Source organism: Pseudoxanthomonas sp. JBR18 (assembly GCF_028198165.1).
Classification (GTDB): domain Bacteria; phylum Pseudomonadota; class Gammaproteobacteria; order Xanthomonadales; family Xanthomonadaceae; genus Pseudoxanthomonas_A.
On record NZ_CP116339.1, the window covers coordinates 505,744 to 527,481 of the forward strand.

At 70.1% G+C, this 21,738-nt stretch carries 20 protein-coding genes and 1 pseudogene; 11 read left to right on the forward strand and 10 right to left on the reverse strand.

Annotated elements, in window-relative coordinates; translation table 11 throughout:
- Positions 1-19: 19 nt before the first annotated feature.
- Complete coding sequence (locus PJ250_RS02460; RefSeq protein WP_271646981.1) at positions 20-1,774, reverse strand: thiamine pyrophosphate-dependent enzyme; 1,755 nt, start codon at positions 1,772-1,774, stop codon at positions 20-22.
- 381 nt (positions 1,775-2,155) lie between these two features.
- Between PJ250_RS02460 and PJ250_RS02465 the strand changes: the two genes are divergently transcribed.
- Positions 2,156-2,746, forward strand: coding sequence for an NADPH-dependent FMN reductase (locus PJ250_RS02465; RefSeq protein WP_271646982.1), 591 nt, complete (start codon positions 2,156-2,158; stop codon positions 2,744-2,746).
- A 172-nt stretch (positions 2,747-2,918) separates the two neighbouring features.
- On the opposite strand, the pseudogene PJ250_RS02470 reads toward PJ250_RS02465, so the two are convergent.
- Positions 2,919-5,012: pseudogene (locus PJ250_RS02470) on the reverse strand (methyl-accepting chemotaxis protein); the annotation flags it as partial.
- A 187-nt stretch (positions 5,013-5,199) separates the two neighbouring features.
- Here PJ250_RS02470 and PJ250_RS02475 point away from each other — a divergent pair.
- Both PJ250_RS02475 and PJ250_RS02480 read left to right on the forward strand, forming a co-directional pair.
- Positions 5,200-6,819, forward strand: coding sequence for a GGDEF domain-containing protein (locus tag PJ250_RS02475; protein WP_271646985.1), 1,620 nt, complete (start codon positions 5,200-5,202; stop codon positions 6,817-6,819).
- A 212-nt stretch (positions 6,820-7,031) separates the two neighbouring features.
- Positions 7,032-7,472, forward strand: a complete 441-nt coding sequence (locus PJ250_RS02480) for a DUF3597 domain-containing protein (protein ID WP_271646986.1) — start codon at positions 7,032-7,034, stop codon at positions 7,470-7,472.
- Between the two features lie 79 nt (positions 7,473-7,551).
- On the opposite strand, the gene PJ250_RS02485 is transcribed toward PJ250_RS02480, so the two are convergent.
- Both PJ250_RS02485 and PJ250_RS02490 read right to left on the reverse strand, forming a co-directional pair.
- Positions 7,552-7,773, reverse strand: a complete 222-nt coding sequence (locus tag PJ250_RS02485; protein WP_271646987.1) for a hypothetical protein — start codon at positions 7,771-7,773, stop codon at positions 7,552-7,554.
- Between the two features lie 336 nt (positions 7,774-8,109).
- Positions 8,110-9,951, reverse strand: coding sequence for a methyl-accepting chemotaxis protein (locus tag PJ250_RS02490; protein WP_271646988.1), 1,842 nt, complete (start codon positions 9,949-9,951; stop codon positions 8,110-8,112).
- A gap of 182 nt (positions 9,952-10,133) precedes the next feature.
- Here PJ250_RS02490 and PJ250_RS02495 point away from each other — a divergent pair, with 182 nt between their 5' ends.
- The 4 genes from PJ250_RS02495 to PJ250_RS02510 all read left to right on the forward strand — a co-directional run bounded on the left by PJ250_RS02495 (position 10,134) and on the right by PJ250_RS02510 (position 13,044).
- Positions 10,134-10,691: an RNA polymerase sigma factor gene (locus PJ250_RS02495; RefSeq protein WP_271648494.1), complete on the forward strand. Its 558-nt coding sequence runs from the start codon at positions 10,134-10,136 to the stop codon at positions 10,689-10,691.
- Positions 10,688-11,182 carry a hypothetical protein gene (locus tag PJ250_RS02500; protein ID WP_271646989.1) on the forward strand — a complete coding sequence of 165 codons (495 nt, stop codon included), beginning with the start codon at positions 10,688-10,690 and terminating at the stop codon, positions 11,180-11,182. Before PJ250_RS02495 ends, PJ250_RS02500 begins: the two co-directional genes overlap by 4 nt.
- Positions 11,183-11,196: 14 nt before the next feature.
- Positions 11,197-12,087 (forward strand): DUF4097 family beta strand repeat-containing protein, encoded by an 891-nt coding sequence (locus tag PJ250_RS02505; RefSeq protein ID WP_271646990.1) that lies wholly within the window; start codon positions 11,197-11,199, stop codon positions 12,085-12,087.
- A 96-nt stretch (positions 12,088-12,183) separates the two neighbouring features.
- The gene (locus tag PJ250_RS02510) at positions 12,184-13,044 is read left to right on the forward strand and encodes a helix-turn-helix transcriptional regulator (protein WP_271646991.1); all 861 of its coding nucleotides are present in this window, start codon (positions 12,184-12,186) and stop codon (positions 13,042-13,044) included.
- Positions 13,045-13,058: 14 nt separating this feature from the next.
- Here the strand turns inward: PJ250_RS02510 and PJ250_RS02515 are convergent, their stop codons facing one another.
- Positions 13,059-13,814, reverse strand: a complete 756-nt coding sequence (locus PJ250_RS02515; RefSeq protein WP_271646992.1) for an SDR family oxidoreductase — start codon at positions 13,812-13,814, stop codon at positions 13,059-13,061.
- Between the two features lie 98 nt (positions 13,815-13,912).
- On the opposite strand from PJ250_RS02515, the gene PJ250_RS02520 reads away from it, so the two are divergent.
- The 3 genes from PJ250_RS02520 (at position 13,913) to PJ250_RS02530 (ending at position 16,345) form a co-directional block, all read left to right on the forward strand.
- Complete coding sequence (locus PJ250_RS02520; RefSeq protein ID WP_271646993.1) at positions 13,913-14,821, forward strand: AraC family transcriptional regulator; 909 nt, start codon at positions 13,913-13,915, stop codon at positions 14,819-14,821.
- Between the two features lie 264 nt (positions 14,822-15,085).
- Positions 15,086-15,361: a hypothetical protein gene (locus PJ250_RS02525; RefSeq protein WP_271646994.1), complete on the forward strand. Its 276-nt coding sequence runs from the start codon at positions 15,086-15,088 to the stop codon at positions 15,359-15,361.
- 165 nt (positions 15,362-15,526) lie between these two features.
- The gene (locus PJ250_RS02530; protein WP_271646995.1) at positions 15,527-16,345 is read left to right on the forward strand and encodes a glycine zipper family protein; all 819 of its coding nucleotides are present in this window, start codon (positions 15,527-15,529) and stop codon (positions 16,343-16,345) included.
- A gap of 55 nt (positions 16,346-16,400) precedes the next feature.
- Here PJ250_RS02530 and PJ250_RS02535 read toward each other — a convergent pair whose 3' ends face one another.
- Together PJ250_RS02535 and PJ250_RS02540 are read right to left on the reverse strand one after the other, a co-directional pair.
- Positions 16,401-17,474: a GGDEF domain-containing protein gene (locus PJ250_RS02535; protein ID WP_271646996.1), complete on the reverse strand. Its 1,074-nt coding sequence runs from the start codon at positions 17,472-17,474 to the stop codon at positions 16,401-16,403.
- A gap of 245 nt (positions 17,475-17,719) precedes the next feature.
- Complete coding sequence (locus PJ250_RS02540; RefSeq protein WP_271646997.1) at positions 17,720-18,457, reverse strand: PspA/IM30 family protein; 738 nt, start codon at positions 18,455-18,457, stop codon at positions 17,720-17,722.
- Positions 18,458-18,701: 244 nt separating this feature from the next.
- Between PJ250_RS02540 and PJ250_RS02545 the strand changes: the two genes are divergently transcribed.
- Entirely contained in the window at positions 18,702-19,682 is a 981-nt protein-coding gene (locus PJ250_RS02545; RefSeq protein ID WP_271646998.1) for a Gfo/Idh/MocA family protein, read from the forward strand.
- Between the two features lie 201 nt (positions 19,683-19,883).
- On the opposite strand, the gene PJ250_RS02550 is transcribed toward PJ250_RS02545, so the two are convergent.
- The 3 genes from PJ250_RS02550 to PJ250_RS02560 all read right to left on the reverse strand — a co-directional run bounded on the left by PJ250_RS02550 (position 19,884) and on the right by PJ250_RS02560 (position 21,734).
- The gene (locus PJ250_RS02550; RefSeq protein ID WP_271648495.1) at positions 19,884-20,372 is read right to left on the reverse strand and encodes a TspO/MBR family protein; all 489 of its coding nucleotides are present in this window, start codon (positions 20,370-20,372) and stop codon (positions 19,884-19,886) included.
- Between the two features lie 75 nt (positions 20,373-20,447).
- A complete protein-coding gene (locus PJ250_RS02555; RefSeq protein WP_271646999.1) occupies positions 20,448-21,347 on the reverse strand; it encodes an SDR family oxidoreductase in 900 nt (299 codons plus the stop codon).
- A gap of 111 nt (positions 21,348-21,458) precedes the next feature.
- Complete coding sequence (locus PJ250_RS02560) at positions 21,459-21,734, reverse strand: hypothetical protein (protein ID WP_271647000.1); 276 nt, start codon at positions 21,732-21,734, stop codon at positions 21,459-21,461.
- Between the last annotated feature and the right edge of the window lie 4 nt (positions 21,735-21,738).

Sequence of the window (21,738 nt, forward strand, 5' to 3'; positions counted from 1 at the left end):
GCGCGCCGGTGGCATTGCGCTAGTCGTCGGACTTGCGCGACCTGCGCGACTTAAGCCGGTCGACGAAATTGTCCTTCAGCAGCGACTTGACCTCCTGCCCGCGCCCCTTCAGCACGGCCTTGGCGCCGTACAGCGCGGTGCCAGCGACCTGGGCGAACTCCACCTTGGGCGGCATCACCAGTTCGGTCGGGCTGGTGTGCACGTCCAGCAGCGCCGGCCCGGGATGGGCCAGGACGTCGCGCACGGCCTGCTCCAGGTCTTCGCTGCGGGTGACGGTGCGGCCGTAGAACCCGATCACCTCGGCAAGGCGGCCGAAATCCGGGTTCCTCAGGTCGGTGTAGTTGTCCAGCAGACCCTCGACCTTCTGCTCGAGCTCGACGAAGTTCAGCGAACTGTTGTTGTAGACGATCACCTTGATCGGCAGTTGCTCCTGCACGGCGGTCAGCAGATCGCCCAGCAACATGGCCAGGCCGCCATCACCCGACAGCGAGATCACCTGCCGCCCGGGGAAGGCCTTCTGCAGGCCGAGCGCCTGCGGCATGGCGTTGGCCATCGTGCCGTGCAGCAGGCTGGTCAGCGTGCGGCGCCGGCCGTTGCCGCGGATATGGCGCAGCAGCCACACCATCGGTGAGCCGCCATCGGCCGTGAACAAGGCATCGTCGGTGGCGTGGCGATCGATCAGCGCGGTCAGGTGCTGGGGATGGATCAGCTCGCCTTCGCCCGGCTGCTCTTCCTCGGCCAGGGTGTCCAGCGCCGCCTTGCGATGCTCGAGGCATTCGTCCAGATAGGCGCGGTCGCTGCGTGGGGTCAGCAGCGGCAGCAGCGCCTGCAGGGTCGGGGCGATGTCGCCGACCAGGCCCAAGTCCACCGGATGCCGGCGCCCCAGGTGCGAGCCATCCCGATCGACCTGCAGCAAGGTGGCCTTGTCCGGGTAGTACTGCGCCCAGGCGAAGTCCGCGCCCAACAACAGCAGCGTGTCGCAGGACATCAGCGCGTGGTAGCCGCTCTCCACGCCGAAGATGCCGGTCATGCCCATGTTGAAGGGGTTGTCGTGCTCGACGAAATCCTTGCCGCGCGAGGTGTGGGCGATGGGCGCCTTGAGCGTCTCGGCCACTTGCAGCAGCCAGGGGTGAGCCGTCTCGCAGCCGGCGCCGGCATAGATGGCCACCTTGCCACCGGCATTGAGTTTGTCGGCCAGCAGCTGCAGCTCGGCGTCGGACGGGCGCAGCACCGGTGCGGTGAAGTGCACGCCGAACGGCACGTCATGCTTGACCTCCATCGTGGAGATGTCCGACGGCAGGATCACCACCGCCACGCCGCGCCGGCTGATCGCCGCCTGGCAGGCCAGCGCGACCACGCGATGAGCCTGCTCGGCGCTGTGCACCTGCTCGCAGAACACACTGCAGCTCTTGTAGACCGCGGCGAAATCCACTTCCTGCGGAAACTCCATGCCCAGTTCTGCGGTGACGATCTGGCTGGCGATCAGCACCACCGGGGCACGGTTGCGGTTGGCCTCGAACAGGCCGTTGATGAAGTGCAGGCCACCGGGCCCGCACGAGCCGGCGCAGGCGGTGAGCCGGTTGGCGATGAGCGCCTCGGCGCCGGCGGCGAAGGCACCGGCTTCCTCGTGGCGCACATGCACCCATTGGATGCCACTGTCGGCGATGGCGTCGGTGACGTGGTTGAGGGTGTCGCCGACGATGCCGTAGCAGTGCTGGACGCCGGCCTGTTCAAGGGTGTCGACGACGATGCGGGCGACGGTGGGGTGGGCCATGGGATGCAAACTCCAGCGCGGGCCTCCCATGCTAGGCATCGCGCGATGAGGCGAGCGTCGATGGCATGTTGCGTCTCCGTCAACGACATGGGACGGGGCACGGCCGTGGTGCCCGATAGATCGTCTGCGGCCACGTTCCGTTCGGCCCTGGAGACGGCAGGGATGCATGCGCGGCTGCAGGGCCGATAGCGTGGTCCCACGCATGCCCTGGCTGTCACGCGCGCCGCCATGGCGGCGCAATCCATGTTCCCCGATTGCGCAGGCGCCCGCACGAGCAGCCGCCAGACAACCAACGCAGCGCACATGCACCGCCAGCAGCGTGGGCGGCATCGTCATCGACATTCGGCGATCATGCCGGTCCCGCCTTCGGAACCTTCCGTCATGTCCGACAACATCCTGGTCTTCTACGGCTCCTACCGCCGCGATCGCATGGGCATCCGCCTGGCCCAGTACGTGGTGCGCACGCTCAACGCGCGCGGTGCCCAGGCCGAGCTGATCGATGCCAAGGCGGTCGACCTGCCGATGCTGGACCGCATGTACAAGGAATACCCCAAGGGCGAAGCGCCGCCGGCGATGGAAGCGCTGGCCGAGAAGCTGCGCAAGGCCGACGGCTTCGTGTTCGTCACCGGCGAATACAACTGGGGCCAGCAGCCGGGCCTGAAGAACCTCACCGACCATTTCCTGGAGGAATGGTTCTGGCGCCCGGCCGGCATCGTGAGCTACTCGGCCGGGCGCCTGTCCGGTGCGCATGCCGCGGTGGCCTGGCACGGCACGCTGTCGGAGATGGGCATGGTGGTGATCTCCAGCACGGTCACGGTCGGGCCGATCGGCAAGACCTTGGACGCCGAGGGCCAGCCCATCGAGGCCGCCGGCCAGTCGCTGGAGCGCAGCTTTGCCCGCTTCGCCGATGACCTGGGCTGGTGGACCGAGGCGGCGCGCGCCCAGCGCCAGCGCCGCCCGCCACCGTACTGACGGCCAAACGGCCATGCACTAAAGAAAAAGCCCGCACATGGTGCGGGCTTTTTTGTCCTCTCCGGCGATCGATGGGTCAGGCCGGGATGGCGAGCGGTCCGCGTGCGGCCGACGGGGGCGCCCCTGCCGGCGCGCGCTTGACGGCGCCCTTGCCCGGCTTGGTTCCACCGAAGCGGAACACCGCCACCGCCCGGCTCAGCTCGGCCGCCTGGTCTTCCAGGCTGCGCGCCGCGGCGGTGGCTTCTTCCACCAATGCCGCGTTCTGCTGGGTGCTCTCGTCCAGCTGCATGACCGTGCGGCTGACCTGCTCGATGCCCGAACTCTGTTCGGCGCTGGCCGCGGAGATCTCGGCCATGATGTCGGTCACCCGCTTCACCGAGGTCACCACCTCGGCCATGGTGCTGCCGGCGCGCGCCACCAGCACCGAGCCCTGCTCGACCTCCTGCACCGAATCGGTGATCAGGGTCTTGATCTCCTTGGCCGCATCGGCCGAGCGCTGCGCCAGCGAGCGTACCTCGGAGGCCACCACGGCGAAGCCGCGGCCCTGCTCGCCGGCGCGCGCGGCTTCCACCGCCGCGTTGAGCGCCAGGATGTTGGTCTGGAAGGCGATGCCGTCGATCACGCTGATGATGTCGCCGATGCGGGCCGAAGCCGCGCTGATCGACGCCATGGTCGTCACCACGTCCTCGACCACCTGGCCGCCGGTCTGGGCCACCTCGCCCGCGCCGAGCACAAGCTGGTTGGCCTGGCGTGCACTGTCGGCGTTCTGCTTGACCGTGGAGGTCAGCTCTTCCATGGACGCGGCGGTTTCTTCCAGGTTCGCGGCCTGCTGTTCGGTGCGGACCGACAGGTCACCATTGCCGGTGGCGATCTCGCCGGCGGCGGTGTTGATCTGTTCGACCGAGCGCTGGATGCCCTGGACGATGGTGGTGAGCTGCTCAGCGGTCCGGTTGGCGGCCGCGGCCAACAGGCCGAACGCACCTTCGTAATGGGCCTCCACGCGCTGGGACAGGTCACCATCGGCGATCGCGCCCATGATCCGGCCCACGTCCGACAGCCCCGTATCGGCCTGCTCCATGAGCAGGTTGAGCGCGCCGATCATGTCGGCGAAGGCATGCTGGTAGCGCGCCTGTTCGCCACGCGCCGAGAAGTCGCCACGCGCGGCCGCGTCGGCCAGGCGGGCGATGTCGCCGTTGATCGCCGACAGGTTGCCCTTCACCGCATCCAGCGCCTCATGCAGCGCGGCGCGCTGCCCGGGCAGGCGGCGCATGTCGCGGCGCAGGTCACCGCGGCCGTACTCGCCCATGATCTCCATCGCCTCGATGATCGCGTCCAGATGCTCGAACAGCACCCGGTTCACGCCACTGGCCAGGGTCCCGTAGTCACCCGGGAAGTCCTCGGGCATCCGGTGGGCGATGTCCTCGCCCTGCTGCAGGCGCGTCAGGGTCTGCATCTCGCCGTTGAAGCGCTGCAGCACCTGCTGCATCTGGCCCATGCTGGTCATCAGCTGCCCGGCCTCGTCGCGCGACTCGACCTTGATCTGGGTATCGAAGCGGCCGGCCGCGATGGCCTCGGCGGCACGCGTGGCCGCGCGCAGCGGCGTCCCGATGGCCGCGGCGATCAACCAGCACAGGCCGACCACGATGGCGATCAAACCGGCGCCGATCAAGGTCAGGGTGCGGGTGAACTTCCAGGCCTCGGCCTGGATGTCCTCGGCATACACGCCCATCGCCACGATCCAGTTCCACTGGGGGAAGGCGGCCGCGTAGCTGATCTTGGGCAACTGTTTCTTGCTGCCCGGCTTGGGCGCGCTGTAGTTGCTGAAGCCATCACCCTGGCTGACGGCCTTCTGGATGTCGCGATAGACGTATTCGCCGGCATCGCTCTTGTAGTCGCTCATGTCCGTCCCGGGCTTGCGCTTGGGATGCATGACGATGCGCATCTGCGGGTCGGCGACGAAGAAATAGTCCACGCCGCCGTTGGTGCGCATGTCGGCGAGCGCCGCCTTGGCCTGGTCCTGGGCCTGGGCGTGTGTCAGCGCGCCACTGGCCTCGCGCTTGGCATAGTGCTCCAGCACCGACAAGCCCATGTCCACCTGCGTCTTGACGCTGGCCTTGCGGGCGGCCACCAGGTCGAGATACTGCAACCGTGCCGCAGCGACCGACAGGATGACCACACCGACCGTGATCAAAGCACAGAGCAGCACGAACTTGCGTGTCAGCGGCAGGTTGGCGATATGGCGACGTAACGAGACAAGGGGGTTCATGAGGCGCTCCGGATTCCAATCAGCATTGGCATAAGGCGATATCGGCGGGTCGCTGACAGCCTTGACCAGTTTTTTCTGAACACGCACCCAGCCCAGTCCCTCAAGCCCACGCCCGTCTGGTCGATATTTGCTGTGACGCGGATGCTTGGGTCGTCCGTTCCCCGCCGCCCCGCCCAGGTCCTGCGCAATGCCTCAACTGCCCGATCCGCCACCGCCGAAGGGAGGGCTGCGCCGACTCCTGTCCAAGCTGGGCGAGCGCGGTGAGGACACCGCCACGCCCGGCAAGGCGGTGCTGACGACCACCCATCGACGCGTGTCCGCGAGCACGCCCTCGGCAGTCGAGGTTGCCGCTCCGCCAGTCGATGCGGCGGCCGCCACCGCCGCGCTCATGCGCCTGTTCTCCCATGCCCATCGGCCGGAGGAACTGCTGGATGCCTTCGCCAGCGGCATGGCCAGCCTGCATGGCGAACTGGGCGACATGGGCCGGCGTCTGCGCGTGGCTCACGATGCCGGCGACTGGCCCGGCTATGGCCGCGCCCTGCGCCAGTTGATCGACAAGTACATCCGCACCATCGACGTGGCCGACCCGCTGGCCGCCGGACGCACCCAGGCCGAATACTTGCGCGACCTGCTGCGCCATGCCCTGGGCAATGCCCTGGCCACGCTGCTCCAGCGCACCCCGGACCTGGTCGAGGAAGCCCAGTCGCTGGGCACTGCGCTGCGCCACTGGCGCCCGGGCCAGGATCTGGGCGTCATGGAGACCCGCCTGCGTGAACTCACCCACCAGATCGGGCTGCGCGCCGACGATGCCAACGAGCAGCAGAACCTGCTACTGGGCCTGTTCGACCTATTGCTGGAGAACGTCGGCGAGCTGATCGACGAGCGCAGCTGGCTACAGGGCCAGATCGGCATGGTCCGCCAGCTGATCGCCGGGCCGATGGACGCCCCGGCCATCGAGCAGGCGCGCGGCACGCTGCGCGAGGTCATCTACAAGCAGGGCCTGCTCAAGCAGGGCATCGCCGAGTCCAAGCAGGCCATGCGCGAGATGATGGTGTCCTTCGTCGACCGCCTGGGCGGCATGGCCACCAGCACCGGCGAATACCACGACCGCGTCGCTGGCTATACCCAGGCCATCGGCGACGCCAACAGCATCGCCGAGCTCAACCGCCTGTTGCAGGAGGTGCTGGACGATACCGCCGGCATGCAGGCAGAAGCGGCTTCGGCACGCGATGTGCTGCTCAACGCCCAACAGCAGGTACAAGCCGCTGAAGCGCGCATCCAGGCGCTGGAGCAGGAGCTCAAGGACGTGGCCGGGCTGGTGCGCGAGGACCAGCTGACCGGCGCGCTCAACCGACGCGGCTTCGAGGAACTGTTCGAGCGCGAGGTGGCGCGCACCCAGCGCAGCAGCGCCCCGCTGTGTGTGGCCATGCTGGACCTGGACGATTTCCGCAAGCTCAACGAGACCCATGGCCATGCCGGCGGCGATGCCGCCCTGCGTCACGTCGTGGAGATCGCCCGCGCCACTTTGCGCGCCACCGACGCCATCGCCCGCTTCGGCGGCGAGGAATTTGTGCTGCTGCTGCCGGACGCGACCATCTTCGAGGGCAGCGCCGCGGTCACCCGCCTGCAGCGCGCGCTGGCCCAGCACTCGTTCCTGCACGAGGACATGCGCGTGTTCGTCACCTTCAGCGCCGGCGTGGCTCTGCGCAAACCGGACGAGGCCCAGGACGTGCTGCTCAAGCGTGCCGACCGCGCCATGTACGAGGCCAAGAAGGCAGGCAAGAACCGCGTCCTGAGCGCCGACTGAGCGCGAGACCTGCGCGCAGGTGGCGATGAAAGACTCGGCCGCGTGGCAGCGGACACCGCGCCTTGGGCCACACGATGTCGAGACAGGCAGGCGTCGACACGGCAGCCGTGCCGACGGTGGCCGGCTGAAGCGGACACTCACCGCCGTTTCATCCGGGCTGGCACCGCCGCGCGTTAAGGTCGGCGCCCTTGTTCCCTCAAGCGAGACCCGAGATGAGCCTGTTCTCCAGCATCGTCAACAAGATCTTCGGCCATGCCCAGCCGGCCGCGCCGGCGACGCCGGTCGCCGCGCCCGGCCCGCAGGTGACCATCGTCGATGGTTCCGAGGCCACCGCCGACATCGCCCCGCCGGCACGCAACCCGGCCCCGGCCCCGGCCCAGGCCGCTGCCGCCGCGCCGGTGGACGTGGAAGCCGTGCTCACCGACATGGCCGCGGCCAAGGGCGGCAAGAGCGACTGGAAGCATTCCATCGTCGACCTGCTCAAGCTGCTGGACCTGGATTCCAGCCTGGATGCGCGCAAGCAGTTGGCCGAGGAACTGGACGTGCACGCCGGCGCCCATGGCAGCGCCGAGCAGAACATCGCCCTGCATAAGGCGGTCATGCGCAAGTTGGCCGAGAACGGCGGCAAGGTCCCCGCCGACCTGAAGGACTGACGCCCGCCCGCCGCCCGCCGCGATCGGCGCCGGGCGGAACGGGGCGCGTTGCGATGGCCCCCCTAGGCGGCCGTCGCGATCAGCTCGCGCTGGCCAGCCGGCGGCCGCCGCCAAGCAGCCTGGCTGGCAGCAGCAGCACGGCCCGCAGCAGCGCGAAGACCGCGCCGAAGGTCACTCCGACCAGCCGGAACGGCAGCGACAGCAGCCACACCAGCGGCCAGGCCACCAGGGCCAGGAGCGCCAATGGCCAGCACAGCACGGCCAACAGGCACCACAGCAACAGCGTCGTCAGGGTCCGCATGGGAAAAACTCCCGGGAGCCGAAGGAAACGCAAGCCTACGCCATCGGCGCCAGGCCCGGCGCAAGGCCGTACGGCTCAGCGCCGGTGGCCGCTGGAAGGTCTGGTCACCATCCGTCCCACCCTGGACGAAGGGCTCCAGCGCGGCGGAGCACAGCATGCGCGCCACGGCCCGCATTGCCTGGCGGGCAGTACGGCGGTCGCCGACGACCGGCGCGATCCCGTCGGCGGCGCGCAGGCGGACATTGAGCAGCCCTCTGGACGATCCCTGTCCGGTGGCGGGTCAAGGCGCGGGCATGTCGGCCGGCGCGACACGCGGCAACGCCGCGCGGCCCCTTTTCACTCCAGCGTATAGCCCACGCGGAAGCCGCCCCAGTGGCGGCGGCCGACCATCACCGGCACCGACAGGTCGAACATGATCTGCCCGGTGTCGCGGCGATAGACCTGCAGGCGATAGGGGTCGGTATGCGCGCCCACGCTGCGACCGACTCGGTCGGTGAAGATGCGCTTGGTGCGGTTGCCGACCAGATCGACCGCCGGGTCCCCGGTCAGCGGCTGGGTGAAGCGCAGGTTGTGGGTGGGCACGTAGCCGTCCGGATTGGCGCAGATGGCGAAGACGATCCACGGCTGGGCGTCGAGCACCGGCTCCTGGAAGGCCGGCAGCACCTGGTCGCACAGCCGGTCGAAGCCGCTGGTGTACTTTTCCGGCGAGGTCCCCGGGATGGGCGTGTAATCGCGGCCGAACAGCGCGGCCGGCTCGATCCGGTGCTGGTCCAGCGCCTGCTGCAGGGCCATGCCGATCCTGCGCGCGGCCTCCTCGGCCAGGGCGCGCACCGTGGCATGACGCGGCTCGCGCATCGGGTCCTCGGGCAGGCGGAACAGGCCCACGCAGTCGCGCAGGGTCTCGGTGCCAGCCCCCAGCGCCTCGCTGCGGCGGGCGACCTGCTCGGCGTGCTCCAGGTTGGAGCGGCCCAGTGCGACCACCGCATCGACCGAGGATTCGATCGCCCGGATCTCGCCCCCCTGTGCGCCCAGCCGTTCGGCCACGGTGGCCATCGCCCCGCTGGCCCGCCCCATCAATGCGCCGATCCCTTCCAGCACCTCCTCGGTCCGGCGGGCGGACTGGGCACCCTCGCCCACCGCGGCGCTGGTTTCATCGATGATCACCCGCACGTCGCGCGCGCCGCTGGCCGCACGTTCGGCCAGGCGCCGGATCTCTCCGGCCACCACGGCAAAGCCCTTGCCGGCGGGGCCTGCGTGGGCCGCCTCGATGCTGGCATTGATGGACAGGATGTTGGTCTGGAAGGCGACCGAGTCGATGACCTCGATCACCTCGCTGGCACGCGCGGCGCGGCGCTCGACCTCCAGCATGGCCGCGTTGAGCCCACTGGCGGCCTCGCGGCCCTGGCGTGCGCGTTCATCTGCGCTGGCGGCCACGTCCATCACCTGGCGCAGTTCCTCGCCCACGCCCTGAAGGCGCTCGGTCAGGCGGCGGGTCGCCTCCATGACCTCTTCCAGGGCCTCGCCCTGCGCCTGCGTCTGACGTGCGAGTTCGTCGTTCTCGGCCACCAGGTGCGGGACCTGGCTGGCAATCTGCACAGACAGCGCCACGGCCTGGCGGATCGCCTCGGCCAGGTTGCCGAAGCCCGCGCGCAGCTTGCCGCCGACCTCGCCTTCCACGTCGGCGGGCATCATCGGCGGGGTCAGTTCGCAGGCCGCCAGCGCCTGCCCGGCCTGCAGCAGCAGCTGGCGATCGGCGGCGGCCTGGGCCAGGCGCTGCACCAGCGGCTGCATCGGGGTGGAGACCGCCATCGGCGTGGCAGTGGTGGTGGTGGACAGTGCGCGCGCATCGCGCAGCAGGGCAGCGGTTTCCACATGCGGCAACGACAGCAGCCAGCCGCCGGCCTGGGCCTCGCGCTGGTAGCGCACCCGGCGCGCGGGGTCATCGCCGGGCGCGACCCACACCCCCTCGGTGCCCAGCACGGCCGGGTCGAGCCCCCACAGCTGCGCGGCCGGCGCGCCGGCCAGTTGCTCGGCGCTGCAGCCCAGCACGTCCAGGGCCATGCGGTTGCCGGCGGTGATCAGGCCCTCGGCCGAGAGCCGAAGCAGGGCCACCGGCACCTCCGGCAGGGTATCGAGCGTGGTTCCGGCGGACTGCGCCGGCGGCGGAGACGACGACATGAGCTTCTCCCTACATCCTTGGAGCACTATCGGCCGCGGTGGCCCCGGGTTGAGCCTGGCGCGACAGGCCGGCCCCGGGGGGCGCCGCGGGCTGGCGAACAGGCCGCGCGAAGGCCGTTTTAAACCCTTTGGCCAACCGCTGCATCACACTGGGCATGCTGACCACGGCCGCCACGATTCCCATGGACGTACCCGACATTGCCCAGGAGGACGTGGATGCGCCGCAGGCGCGCGCCGCCGCGCGTGGCGACACCCAGGCCTTCGAGCAGCTCTACCGGCGGCATGCCGGCCGCGTGCACGGGGTGATCGTACGCTTGGTGGGCGGGCATGGCGCGCGCGCCGAGGACCTGACCCAGGAAACCTTCGTGCGGGCTTGGCGCGCGCTGCCGGAGTTCCGGTTCGAGAGCGCGCTGTCGACCTGGCTGCACCGGCTGGCGGTCAACACCGCGCTGATGGAACTGCGCAGCCGCCGCGGCGGACCGCGCTGGGAAGAGGAAGCCGACCACGACGATGCGGTCATGGTCGACCCACGCGCGCAGGGACCTGCGCTGCGCATGGACCTGGAGCGCGCGGTGGCCACCCTGCCGCCGCGTGCACGCGCGGTGCTGGTCCTGCACGATGTGGAAGGCTGGAAACACGAAGAGATATCCGCGCAGTTGGGCATGGCGGTGGGCAGCTCAAAGGCCCAACTGCACCGCGCCCGCCAGCTGTTGCGGACCCGTTTGGAGGCACACGCATGAACACCGACGACAACGACCTGCGCTTCGCCCTGCGCGGCCTGCGCCAGGACATCGAACCCGGGCGCGACCTGTGGCCGGGCATCGCTGCGCGCCTGGAGGCCGAAGCGGCCGCCCCCGCGCCGCGCCGGGCCCACCGCTGGCGCCGCCGGCGCTGGCAACCCCTGGCCCTGGCCGCCTCGGTCGCCCTGGTGGCGCTGGTCGGCGTGCGCATGAAGGCCGTGCTGGATGCCCCGGCGCCCGCCGCGCCATCGCATATGCCGCTGCGCGCCGAAGCCGTGCGCATGACCCGCGACTACCAGGTCGCCCTGGCCCGCATGCAGGGCGTGGACATGCCGCTGGCGCTGGCCCCGACCGTGCAGGAGCTGGACCGCAGCGCCGACCAGATCCTGCACGCCATCGACCGCGACCCACGCTCGCCGCAACTGCTGCAGACCCTGCGCTACACCTACGACCGTCGCCTGGCGCTGACCCGCCGCGCGGCCCTGAGCTGAAAGAGACCCGACCCATGCGCCCGATCGCCCTGTCCCTGCTGTTTCTCCTCGCCACCGCCGCACGGGCGTCCACGCCCATCGACCAGACCCGCCCTCTGGATCCGCGCGGCAAGGTCGAGGTGCAGAACGTCAAGGGCCGCATCCAGGTCCGCGCCTGGGACCGGCCGGAAGTGCAGATCCGCGGCTCCCTGGGCGAGGGGGTGGAGAAGCTGGAGATCGAAGGCGACCGCGGCAGCCTGGAGATCAAGGTGCGCTATCCGCGCAATGGCGGCTGGGGTGGAAAGTCCAGCGAACCCAGCGACCTGCTGCTGATGGTGCCGCTGCGCGCCTCGCTGGATCTGCACGCGGTCTCGGCCGATGTGGACGTGTCCGGCGTGGCCCCCGACAGCCTGTCCATCGAGAGCGTCAGCGGTCAGGTCACCGTGGCCGCCGCGCCCGGAACGCTGTCGGTGGAGAGCGTCAGCGGCGATGTCACCGTGACCGCCAACAGCCCGGAGGTCAGCATCAACACGGTGAGCGGCGGGGTCGACCTGCGCGGACGCCTGGACGGCAAGGTCGAGGCCGAGACCGTGTCCGGCAGCATCCGCGTGGCGGTGAAGGACCAGGCCCTGCGCGACCTGTCGACCAACAGCGTCAGTGGCGACACCCGGGTGTCCACGGCGCTGGCGCGCAACGGCAAGCTGTCGCTGTCCAGCGTCAGCGGTGGCCTGCTGGTGGTGCTGCCGCGCGCGGTCTCCGCGCACGTCACCGCCGAGAGCTTCAGCGGCACGCTGCGCGCGCCCGATGCCACGATCGAACGCCCGCGCCATGGCCCCGGGAGTTCGCTGGACGCCCGCTACGGCAGTGGCGAGGGCGAGGTCACCCTGGAGACCTTCTCTGGCGATGCCGAGCTGCGCCTGGAGTAGGCCACCGCGCATTCCAGGGCCTGCACGGCCGGCCAGGCCCATCGTGGTAAAAGCTGCGTCCCATCCTAGTAACGCGATGCAGCCAGGACACCCGCCATGGCCAACGATCCCCGCCTCGGCCAATACCTGAAAGACCGCCGCGCGCGCCTGGACCCGGCCGCGCTGGGTTTTGCCTCGGCCCGTCGGCGCACGCCCGGCCTGCGCCGCGAGGAGGTCGCCCAGCGCGCCAGCATCAGTCCGACCTGGTACACCTGGCTGGAGCAAGGACGTGGCGGGGGCCCCTCGGCCGAGGTGCTCGAACGCCTGGCCCAGGCCCTGCTGCTGACCGATGTCGAGCGCGAGCATCTGTTCCTGCTCGGCCTCGGCCAGCGCCCCGGCCCGCGCTACCCCTCGCACGAGGCGATCAGCCCGCGCCTGCAGCGGGTGTTGGACGCCCTGGCGCCCAACCCGGCCCTGCTCAAGACCCTGACCTGGGACGTGGCCGCCTGGAACCGCCCGGCCGCCGTCGTGCTCACCGACTACGGCCGCCTGCCGCCCGAGCAGCGCAACATCCTGCGCCTGATGTTCCTGGACGGGCGGGTGCGCAATGCGCAGCACGACTGGGAAAGCGTGGCGCGCTTTGTGGTGGAGACCTTCCGCGCGGACATCACCCGTGCCGGCGCGACCGAACGCGCGCAGCCGCTGATCGACGAACTGCTGCGCGGCAGCGCGGACTTCGCCCGGCTGTGGGCGACCACCGACGTGCGCCAGTTCGGCGCGGGTCGCAAACAGCTGCACCACCCCGAGCACGGCCCGCTGTCGCTGGAGTTTTCCTCCTTCGTCGTCGAGGGCCGTGCCGATCTGTCCATGCTGGTGTACATGCCCAGCACCGCCGAGGACGCGGCGCGCATCCAGGCCCTGCTGGACGCGGCGCCGGCCTCCACGCGCGCCACCCCCAGCGCGGCCCTGGCGGCCTGAGGCCGCCCGGGGGATCAGACGATCCCGGCCTCGGTGGCCCACTGCCAGGCATCGGTCCCGGCCGGCAGGCGCCTGGGGCAGTCCGGATCGGTGGCCGCGCGCAGCACCGCCTCGGCCACGTCGGTGGCATGGGTGATCGGCCGGTCCGCCGCCCGCAGGCTGTCGAAGGCCTCCTGCACCATCGGCGCGTAAGCGTCGGGGATGGCGCCCTGCATGCGCGGGGCGGCGTTGCGCCCGAACTGGGTGCTGGGCGCGGCTCCGGGCAGCACCAGCGTGGCGCGCACGCCGAACGGTGCGACTTCCACCGCCAGCGATTCGGTGAACGCGTTCACCGCCGCCTTGCTGGCCGTGTAGACCGACAGCAACGGCAGCGGGCGCACGGTGACGGTGGAGGTCACGTTGACCACCACGCCCTGCCCGCGCTCGCGCATCTGCGGGAGCACCGCGCGCGTCATGGCGATGGTGCCCAAGGTGTTGGTCTCGAACACCTCGCGCGCCGCCTCGGCGGAGGTGGCTTCCAGCGGGGTGAGCACGCCGATGCCGGCGTTGTTGACCAGCACATCGATGGGCCCGGCCGCCTGCACGCAGGCGGCGATGCTCTCGGCATCGGTCACATCCAGCGGCAGCACCCGCAGCCGCGGCGAGGCCGGCAACAGGTCGGCCTGCGGCGTGCGCATGGTGGCCACGACCTGCCAGTCATGGGCCAGGAAGTGGCGCGCAGTCTCCAGGCCGAAGCCGGAGGAACAGCCGGTGATCAGGACGGTTTTCATGGTGGAACTCCTCTGCAAGAAAGACGAGCCTCAAGATAGGCGCCCGGATCAGGACGCAATACACTAGAAAGTCCTGGATTCTTCCGCGAGCGTCCGATATGTCCGATCCACTGACCGAGGTCGTCGGCCTGCTCAAGCCTTCGGCGGCCCTGTCCAAGCAGGTCGTGGCGGCCGGCGCCTGGCGGGTGCGCCGCACCGAGGTCGGGCAACCCTTCTACTGCGTGGTCCTGGACGGCAGCGCCCTGCTGGAAGCGCAGGACCAGCCGCCGCTGCTGCTGGAACGCGGCGACTTCGTGCTGCTGCCGGCCGCACAACAGTTCACGATGTCCTCGGTGTCCCCGGAGCCGCTGGAGGACAGCGACCCGGCGCATTTCGTCCTGCGCGACGGGCTGCTGCACGTGGGGGACCCGCAGGCGACGCCCAATGCGCAGACCCTGCTGGGCTATTGCGCCTTCGGCTCGCCCGATGCCCGGCTGCTGGTCTCGCTGCTGCCGCAGCAGGTGCATGTGCGCGACCAGCCCCGGCTGGCGACGCTGGTCGCGCTGGTGCGCGATGAATCGCGCGCCCAACGCCCCGCGCGCGAGGTGATTCTGGCCCGGCTGCTGGAGGTGCTGTTGATCGAAGCCCTGCGCGCCAGCGCCGACACCGGCGCCTCGCCGGGCCTGCTGCGCGGGCTGGCCGACCCGCGCCTGGCCCAGGCCCTGCGCGGATTGCACGCCGCCCCCGGGCATCCGTGGAGCGTGACCGAACTGGCCCGGACCGCCGCGCTGTCGCGCTCGGCGTTCTTCGAGCGCTTCCAGCGCGCGGTGGGCGTGGCACCGATGGAGTACCTGTTGTCCTGGCGCATGGCCCTGGCCCGCGACCTGCTGCGCCACCAGGGCCTGGGCGTGGCCGAGGTCGCCCAGCGCGTGGGTTATAGCTCGGCCAGCACCTTCACTGTGGCCTTTACCCGCCACGTCGGCCAGCCCCCGGCCCGCTACGCGCGCGACACCGCCCACGCGGCCTGAGCGATCGGTCGCCCACAAGACAACATCCCCGGCAGCGGGCCGGGGATGCGGAGGGTTCAGGCGGTCCGGGGAGCCATGCGGCAAAGAACCACCCACCCGCTGCCGGGGTTTTGATCGTGGCGGCACTCCCGGCTGATCCGCCTGGCGCGCAGCTTGGGCATCGCACGCGGCAGGGTGATGACAGCGGCCGAAGCAAAGTCCTGATCGCCGCGTTACATCCGCGAGTTCACCCTCGACGGTTCCCCCACATGCCTGGAGACCTCCATGGACACCACACGCAAGCACTGGCGCTCCGGCCGCGTGGCCGACACCGCAATCCGGGTCGAGATCTGGAGTGGCGAAGACGGCAAGGCCATGGTCCGCGCGATCCAGGTCGGCGAGTTCCCGCCCACGACCTATGGCGATGGTGAACTGCGGGCCGACTCGGCCGACGCCGCCTTTGCCCTGGCCGAGCGGACCGTGCAGGCCGAACTGGACGCACTGCCCGAAGACCAGGTCGGCGCCGCGCGCGATCCCCATCGCGACGCATCGCGCGATTGACCGACGGCAGGCGCACCTGGGCACCTTCACAAGTCGCAACGCCGACCGCCGCGAGCGTCCCGCCCTCACGCGCGTGGCACGTGCCATTAACGGCGCACTTCGCACAGTCGTTCCACACCCCGATGGCCCGCCCCATCCGCCCGGGCCCCCGACTGGAGAATGATCATGAGCGACATCAAGCGCGAACACGACCTGCAGGACCACGATAGAGCCGTCTCCGAAGAACAGGTCCACCCCAACCCCAATCGCGACCCGATCAGCGGCGCGCGTGGTGCGCATCCGGTCGGGGTGGGCGTCGGTGGCGTAGTGGGCGGTGCGGCGGCCGGTGCCGCGGCCGGCACCGTGCTCGGCCCGATCGGCACGTTGATCGGTGCCGCCGTCGGCGTGGTGATCGGTGGCGCCGCAGGCAAGGGCGTGGCCGAGAAATTAGACCCCACCGTGGAAGCCGATTACTGGCGCGCCGCGCACAAGCATCGTCCGTACTACGACCCGTCCAAGGACTTCGATCGCGACTACGCCACGGTCTATGGGTTCGGCCTGCAGGCGCGCGAAGCCGAACCGGAACGTCGTTGGGAAGAGCACGAGGCCGAGCTGGCGCGCACCTGGCCCGAGCGCCGGGGCGATTCCACGCTGGAGTGGGAACAGGCGCGCCCGGCTGCGCGCGATGCCTGGGAACGTGCGGACCGCAGCCTTGATGCCTATACCCGCAGCGACGCGCATTTCCGCGAACGGTTCGAGCAAGCGTCCTATCGTCGCCCGGACGCGGGCTATGAGGACTATGCCCCGGCCTATCGCTATGGCACCCGTGCGCGCTACAGCGAGACCTATGGCGGCCGCATGTGGGACGACACGGTCGAGGACGACCTGCGCCGCGAATGGGACCAGGCGCGCGGCCCGTCGCCGCTGGACTGGGAGCATGCGCGCAGCGCGGTGCGCGATGCCTACACCACCGATGAGCCGTTCGACGGCGGCCGCCGCGGGTAAGCCCTGTGCCGGTCTCGATCGGCCGGCACCCCATCCTTGCGCACCATGCGGTGCCTCAAGCGTCGCTTGCGGGCCTCACCGAGGTCCGCTCCGCGCGCGCGAGCCTGGTTGGCATGCCGCGTGTCGCGTCGTACCAGCAGACCCGATCTCGTCCCGCGTCCTTGGCCTCGTAAAGCGCGCGATCGGCCTGCGCGATGAGCTGACCCAGCGAAACCGGCTCGGCAGCAGCTTGGATGCCGCTGCCGCCGATGCTGGTGGTCAGGACCATGCGCGTCCCGACATGCAGGATCGGGCGCTCGCTCAACGCCACGCGCAGCAGTTCGGCCAACACCTGCGCGCGCGCCGCCGCCACGCCGGGCAATAACACCAGGAACTCCTCTCCGCCATAGCGCCCCAATATCGCCTCGCGGGGAAGTTGGCTGTGCAACCGCTGCGCGGCCTGTCGCAGCACCGCATCGCCTGCATCGTGACCATGCCGGTCATTGATGCGCTTGAAATGATCCAGATCCAACAGCAGCAGCGCGAAGGGCTGCGCGGCGCGGCGGCAGCGCGCCAGGGCCTGGGTGCCGTCGGCGGTCAATGCGCGCCGGTTGCGCAACCCGGTCAACGCATCGGTCCGCGCCGCATTGCGCAGATCCACCATCTGCCGTTGGATGATCAGCAGCAGAAGGGAGAAGCACTGCGCCAGCGTCAGCGCGAACCCCGCCACCATCGTTGCACTGGTGGCCAGCCCGGTCTGAATCAGATCCTGGCTCGCGGTATCGCGTGGCGAGAGCATCGCCATGCGCGCTACGTAACCAAGCGCATCGGCGAGGAAGAACCCCGCCGCCAGACGCCGGCTCAATCGCAAGTCCGCCCGCCCCCGTGCGAGCAGCAGCCAGACCGACCACAGGTCCCAGACCAGCATGTGCACCGAAAACAGGGTCATGCGCACGTAGAGATCGGGGAACCAGGTGAAGATCGTGATTCCCGCTGTCAGGGCGCCCACCAAGGCCAGCGGCCAGCCCCACGACATCCGCACCCCCACAAAGCGCGCCACGCCAACGAGCAGCATCGCGCTGGACAGGCTGAGCAGGGCATTGCCGACGTGGATGGAGAGCGGATCCGGGAGATGCCCGCGCAAGCCCACCAGCAGGGTGCCCGCGCAGATGCACCACAGCCCGCCGGTCCACAGACGCAGGACCGGTTCACCGCGCAGGATCAGCAGGATCAGGCTGAACCCGATCGCGATGCCGACGCTGGTCAAAAATGCGGCAAATCCCAGTGTGGTGAGGTCAAGCGACATCGTCGTTGGGCGGTCGGCGCGTGCGGTGTGGAGAGAATGCTAGCCCAGCGGTCCCGGACAGGCCCGCGGAGAAGCCTGGACCGGGAACGTCAGTGCAGCACGCTGGACACGATCTGGTCGACTTCGTGATCACGCTTGGCGGCGGCCAGCGGATCCATGCGCGTCTGCGCGGTCTTGGCCAGGATGGATTTGATGGCCTCGCTGGCCTCGCCCAGCGGGACTTCCCCGGCCAGGCGCTGGAAGGTATCGCGACTGTTGTAGCCGCTGTTGTCCTTCAGGTAGCGGTCGTACATGGCCACCAGGTCCTCGCAGGCCCGGGCCAGCGCGCGCGGACTGCCTGCGGCCAGCGCGCGTCCCAACTGGTCGAAGCTATGCAGGCAGTCAGCCAACCACAGCAGGTCGTAGCGCGCCTTGGCCTGCTCGCTGCCCTGGTGGCCGCGGGTATAGGCACTGTAGTTGCGGACCGCCACGGCCACGCGCGCGACGTGTTCCAGCAGCGTCCCGACCTCGGCCGACAGGTCCAGGTGATCGAGCATGAGCATCGGCAGGGTCCGCTCCTCGCTCGGCGCCGACGCTTCCTGCGACTCGGCGGCGGCCTGCAGCTCGGCATAGTCGCGCTGCAGACGATCCAGCTCGCGCCGCAAGGTTTCGGCCTGGCTCTTGAGCTGCAGCAAAGCGGCGCGATAACGCTCGATCCTGGCCTCGCTGTCCGCGTGCGCCTGCAGCGCTTCCTCGGCCGTGCGCCCGCGCAGCACCGCCAGCGCCGTGGCCACCACGGCCCAGAGCGACACGAGCGCAACGATCAGATAGGGCACCAGGGCGCTCATGCGATTCCTTGGAAAGACACATCCAAGGTCGGCTGGCGCGGCGGTGACTTGAGACGCCATGTGTCGATCTGTGACGCCCTTGACACGCGCAACCCGCGCGCCCAGGCAAGCGCCATAAAGTGACGCATCGCGTCGCCCGGCGCAGGTGCCGCGGCGCCCTGTCTTCCCGGGTCGCTTATCCTGGCAGGCGCGGCGGAGTGCCGCGCGCCAAATCACGTGTTCCCAGGCCAACAAGGAGCCTGTTTTGGACAAGCCACTGCGCTGGGGCATTCTGGCCACCGGCGGGATCGCCGAGACCTTCACCCGCGACCTGCAGATCGCTGGCCTGCACGTCCAGGCGGTCGGTTCGCGGACACAGGACTCGGCCCAGGCCTTCGCCGCGCGCTTGGGCGTTCCCACCGCGCACGGCAGCTACGCCGCGCTGGTCGCCGATCCGCAGGTGGACCTGGTCTATATCGCCACCCCACACCCACAGCATGCCGATGCCGCGCTGCTGGCGATCGAGGCAGGCAAGCACGTGCTGGTGGAAAAGCCCTTCACCCTCAACGCCGGCCAGGCCGTGCAGGTCGTCGCGCGCGCACGCGCACGCGGGGTGATCGTGATGGAAGCCATGTGGACCCGCTTCCTGCCGCACATGGTGCGCCTGCGCGAGGTGATCGCCGCCGGCACCATCGGCGCGCTGCGCTCAGTGGTCGCCGAGCATCGCCAGCAGATGCCGACCGATCCGGCGCACCGGGCCAATGCGCCGGCGCTGGGCGGCGGGGCATTGCTGGACCTGGGCGTCTATCCGGTGTCCTTCGCCGTGGATCTGCTGGGCGAGCCGGTGGAGATCACCGCCCGCGCGCGCATGAGCGCCACCGGCGTGGACGCGGAGATCGCCACGATCATGCGTCACGCCCATGGCGCGCTGTCCACGAGCGTCTCGGCCCTGGACGCGGCCGGGACCAACAGTGCCGTTGTGTACGGCGCGCGGGGGCGCATCGTGATTGATCCACTCTGGTTCACGCCGACCAGCTTCAGCGTGTACGACGCAAGCGGCGGGCGCGTCGAGCGCTTCGAACATGCCGTGCCCGGCCACGGCATGCAGTACCAGGCCATCGAGCTGGAAGCCCTGGTTCGCGCCGGCCGCGAGTCGCAGCGGATGCCGCCGACGCAGAGCGTGCAGATCATGCGGGTGCTCGACCAGATGCGCGCGCAGATCGGACTGGTCTATCCGGGCGAGTGAGCCGCTCCCCGCCACGATCCGTTCGAGGTGTCGGATGGAGCAAGGCTCACGGGCCGTCGGCGGCCCACCGCAGGATGTGAATTCAACGCGGCGCCTGCGGCCCGGTCCTGATCCGCATCCGGGCACACGGGGCGGCCCTCCCGATGCAGATCGCCCGCGTCGCCGGCACCCTCCGACGCGGCGACCGCAGACGGATGTGCGCTACCCCAGCTCCTGCGGATTGAGCTGCCACACCGCGTAGTTGAGCGCGGCGGCGAAGCTCACCCAGGCCAGGTAGGGCAGCAGCAGCGCGCCGGCCACCGGACTGGTCCGCCAGAACAGCACGATCGTGACCACGATCAGCATCCACAGCAGCACGATGTCCAGCAGCGCCAGCGCGCCCTGATGCCAGCCGAAGAACAGCCAGCTCCACAGCGCATTGAGCGCCAGTTGCAGCAGGAACACCCACAGCGCACGACGCTGCGCGGCGAAACCGCCGTGCCGCCACACCCGCCAGGCGGCCACGCCCATGCAGGCATACAGCACGGTCCACACCGGGCCGAACACTGTCGCCGGCGGCGCCCATGCGGGCTGCGCCAACTGACCGTAGAACGCGGCGGCCTGCACCGAGGCCGCCGCGCCGATGGCCGCCGCGATGAAGACCACCACGATCCAGCCGAACAGGCCCGCCGCCTGCACCTTGCCCGTCATCGTGCGCATCACTGTCCGTCCTGCCTGCTGTCAAGAGCCGGGGCAGACCCTAGCGCAGGCAGGGCGAACGCCGCGTCAGTCGATGGCGGTGTAGTCCATCGCGGCCAGATCGGTGATCAGGTCCGGCCCAGTCGGCGTCCAGTCCAGGCGTCGTCGGGTGATGGCGCTGGAGGCCACCATGGCCGTGCGGGCGAACATCGCCATCCAGCCGAAGTAGTCGGCCACCTCCGGATCGCCGCGCAGCGACACCAGCGGCAGGCCCATGCCGGCGGACACGGTGCTGGCGATCTGGTAGAGCGGCACGCCCTCCTCGGCCACCGCATGGTGGCGCAGGCCGGGCTGGGCCCGATCCAGCGCCAGGGCGTACAGGCGCGCCACATCGCTCACATGCGCGGCCGACCAGCGGCTGCCGCCCTCGCCCACGTAGGCGACCTGCCCCTTGGCCCGGGCGATCGCGATGTAGGGCGTGATCAGCCCCTGCTTGCGGGTGTCGTGCACCTGCGGCAGGCGCACCACCGAGACGTTGACCCCCTGCTGCAGCAGCGCCTCGCCGGCCAGCTCCGAGGCCGCGCGCGGATGGTGGGAATCGGCATCGAAGACCTCCTCCCGGGCGACATCGGTGGGTTGCAGCGCCCCCATGCCCACCCCGGAGGTGATCAGCAGGGGCCGATTCGATCCCTTGAGCGCCTCGCCCATCGCCAGGATCACGCGACGGTCCTTCTCGCAGTTGGCCACGAAGTTGGCGAAGTCATGGTCGAAGGCGGTATGGATCACCGCATCGGCCTGCTCCACCCCGGCGACCAGCGTGTCCGGTGCTTCCAGGGTGCCCAGGAGCGGCTCGGCACCGGCGGCACGCAGGGCCTGGGCGCCGGACTCGGAGCGGGTCAGGCCCAGCACCTGGTGGCCTGCGGCGAGGAGTTCGGGGATGACGTGGGAGCCGATGAAACCGGTCGCACCGGTGAGGAAAACACGCATGGCAGCAGCGCCTGTCTGAAGTCAGCGTGCTTTATCCGCCCACCCGGCCTGGGCGAACAGCCGTGGCGTTACAGGGGTATGCGCACTAACAGGCTGCGCGTGGCCGTGTGCTCAGTACAGCAGTTCGGTCCGCAGCCCCTGGGCCTGCAGCGCGTCGTCGGCCTCCAGGTACCAGCGCTCCGGGCCGGCGGCCACCGCTTCCACATACAGGCCCTCGCCGTCCTGCCGCGGGGGGCGATGGATCTTGACGATGGACACCCGGTGCCGGGGATCGCCCAGCGCCAGCAATGCACGCTGCACCGTGCTGGCCAGCTCCGCCGAACTCATCTGCGCGTCGAGCGGGCGGAAGGCGAGGCGGTAGCTGAAGCTGGGACGCGGTGCGGACATGACG

Coding starts and splice junctions, on each gene's coding strand:
- PJ250_RS02465 (WP_271646982.1), top strand. CDS start 2,156: ATGTCCGACAACATCCTGGTCTTCTACGGCTCCTACCGCCGCGATCGC.
- PJ250_RS02560 (WP_271647000.1), bottom strand. CDS start 21,734: ATGTCCGCACCGCGTCCCAGCTTCAGCTACCGCCTCGCCTTCCGCCCG.
- PJ250_RS02500 (WP_271646989.1), top strand. CDS start 10,688: ATGAACACCGACGACAACGACCTGCGCTTCGCCCTGCGCGGCCTGCGC.
- PJ250_RS02505 (WP_271646990.1), top strand. CDS start 11,197: ATGCGCCCGATCGCCCTGTCCCTGCTGTTTCTCCTCGCCACCGCCGCA.
- PJ250_RS02475 (WP_271646985.1), top strand. CDS start 5,200: ATGCCTCAACTGCCCGATCCGCCACCGCCGAAGGGAGGGCTGCGCCGA.
- PJ250_RS02515 (WP_271646992.1), bottom strand. CDS start 13,814: ATGAAAACCGTCCTGATCACCGGCTGTTCCTCCGGCTTCGGCCTGGAG.
- PJ250_RS02525 (WP_271646994.1), top strand. CDS start 15,086: ATGGACACCACACGCAAGCACTGGCGCTCCGGCCGCGTGGCCGACACC.
- PJ250_RS02490 (WP_271646988.1), bottom strand. CDS start 9,951: ATGTCGTCGTCTCCGCCGCCGGCGCAGTCCGCCGGAACCACGCTCGAT.
- PJ250_RS02550 (WP_271648495.1), bottom strand. CDS start 20,372: ATGACGGGCAAGGTGCAGGCGGCGGGCCTGTTCGGCTGGATCGTGGTG.
- PJ250_RS02485 (WP_271646987.1), bottom strand. CDS start 7,773: ATGCGGACCCTGACGACGCTGTTGCTGTGGTGCCTGTTGGCCGTGCTG.
- PJ250_RS02510 (WP_271646991.1), top strand. CDS start 12,184: ATGGCCAACGATCCCCGCCTCGGCCAATACCTGAAAGACCGCCGCGCG.
- PJ250_RS02480 (WP_271646986.1), top strand. CDS start 7,032: ATGAGCCTGTTCTCCAGCATCGTCAACAAGATCTTCGGCCATGCCCAG.
- PJ250_RS02555 (WP_271646999.1), bottom strand. CDS start 21,347: ATGCGTGTTTTCCTCACCGGTGCGACCGGTTTCATCGGCTCCCACGTC.
- PJ250_RS02495 (WP_271648494.1), top strand. CDS start 10,134: ATGGACGTACCCGACATTGCCCAGGAGGACGTGGATGCGCCGCAGGCG.
- PJ250_RS02540 (WP_271646997.1), bottom strand. CDS start 18,457: ATGAGCGCCCTGGTGCCCTATCTGATCGTTGCGCTCGTGTCGCTCTGG.
- PJ250_RS02530 (WP_271646995.1), top strand. CDS start 15,527: ATGAGCGACATCAAGCGCGAACACGACCTGCAGGACCACGATAGAGCC.
- PJ250_RS02520 (WP_271646993.1), top strand. CDS start 13,913: ATGTCCGATCCACTGACCGAGGTCGTCGGCCTGCTCAAGCCTTCGGCG.
- PJ250_RS02460 (WP_271646981.1), bottom strand. CDS start 1,774: ATGGCCCACCCCACCGTCGCCCGCATCGTCGTCGACACCCTTGAACAG.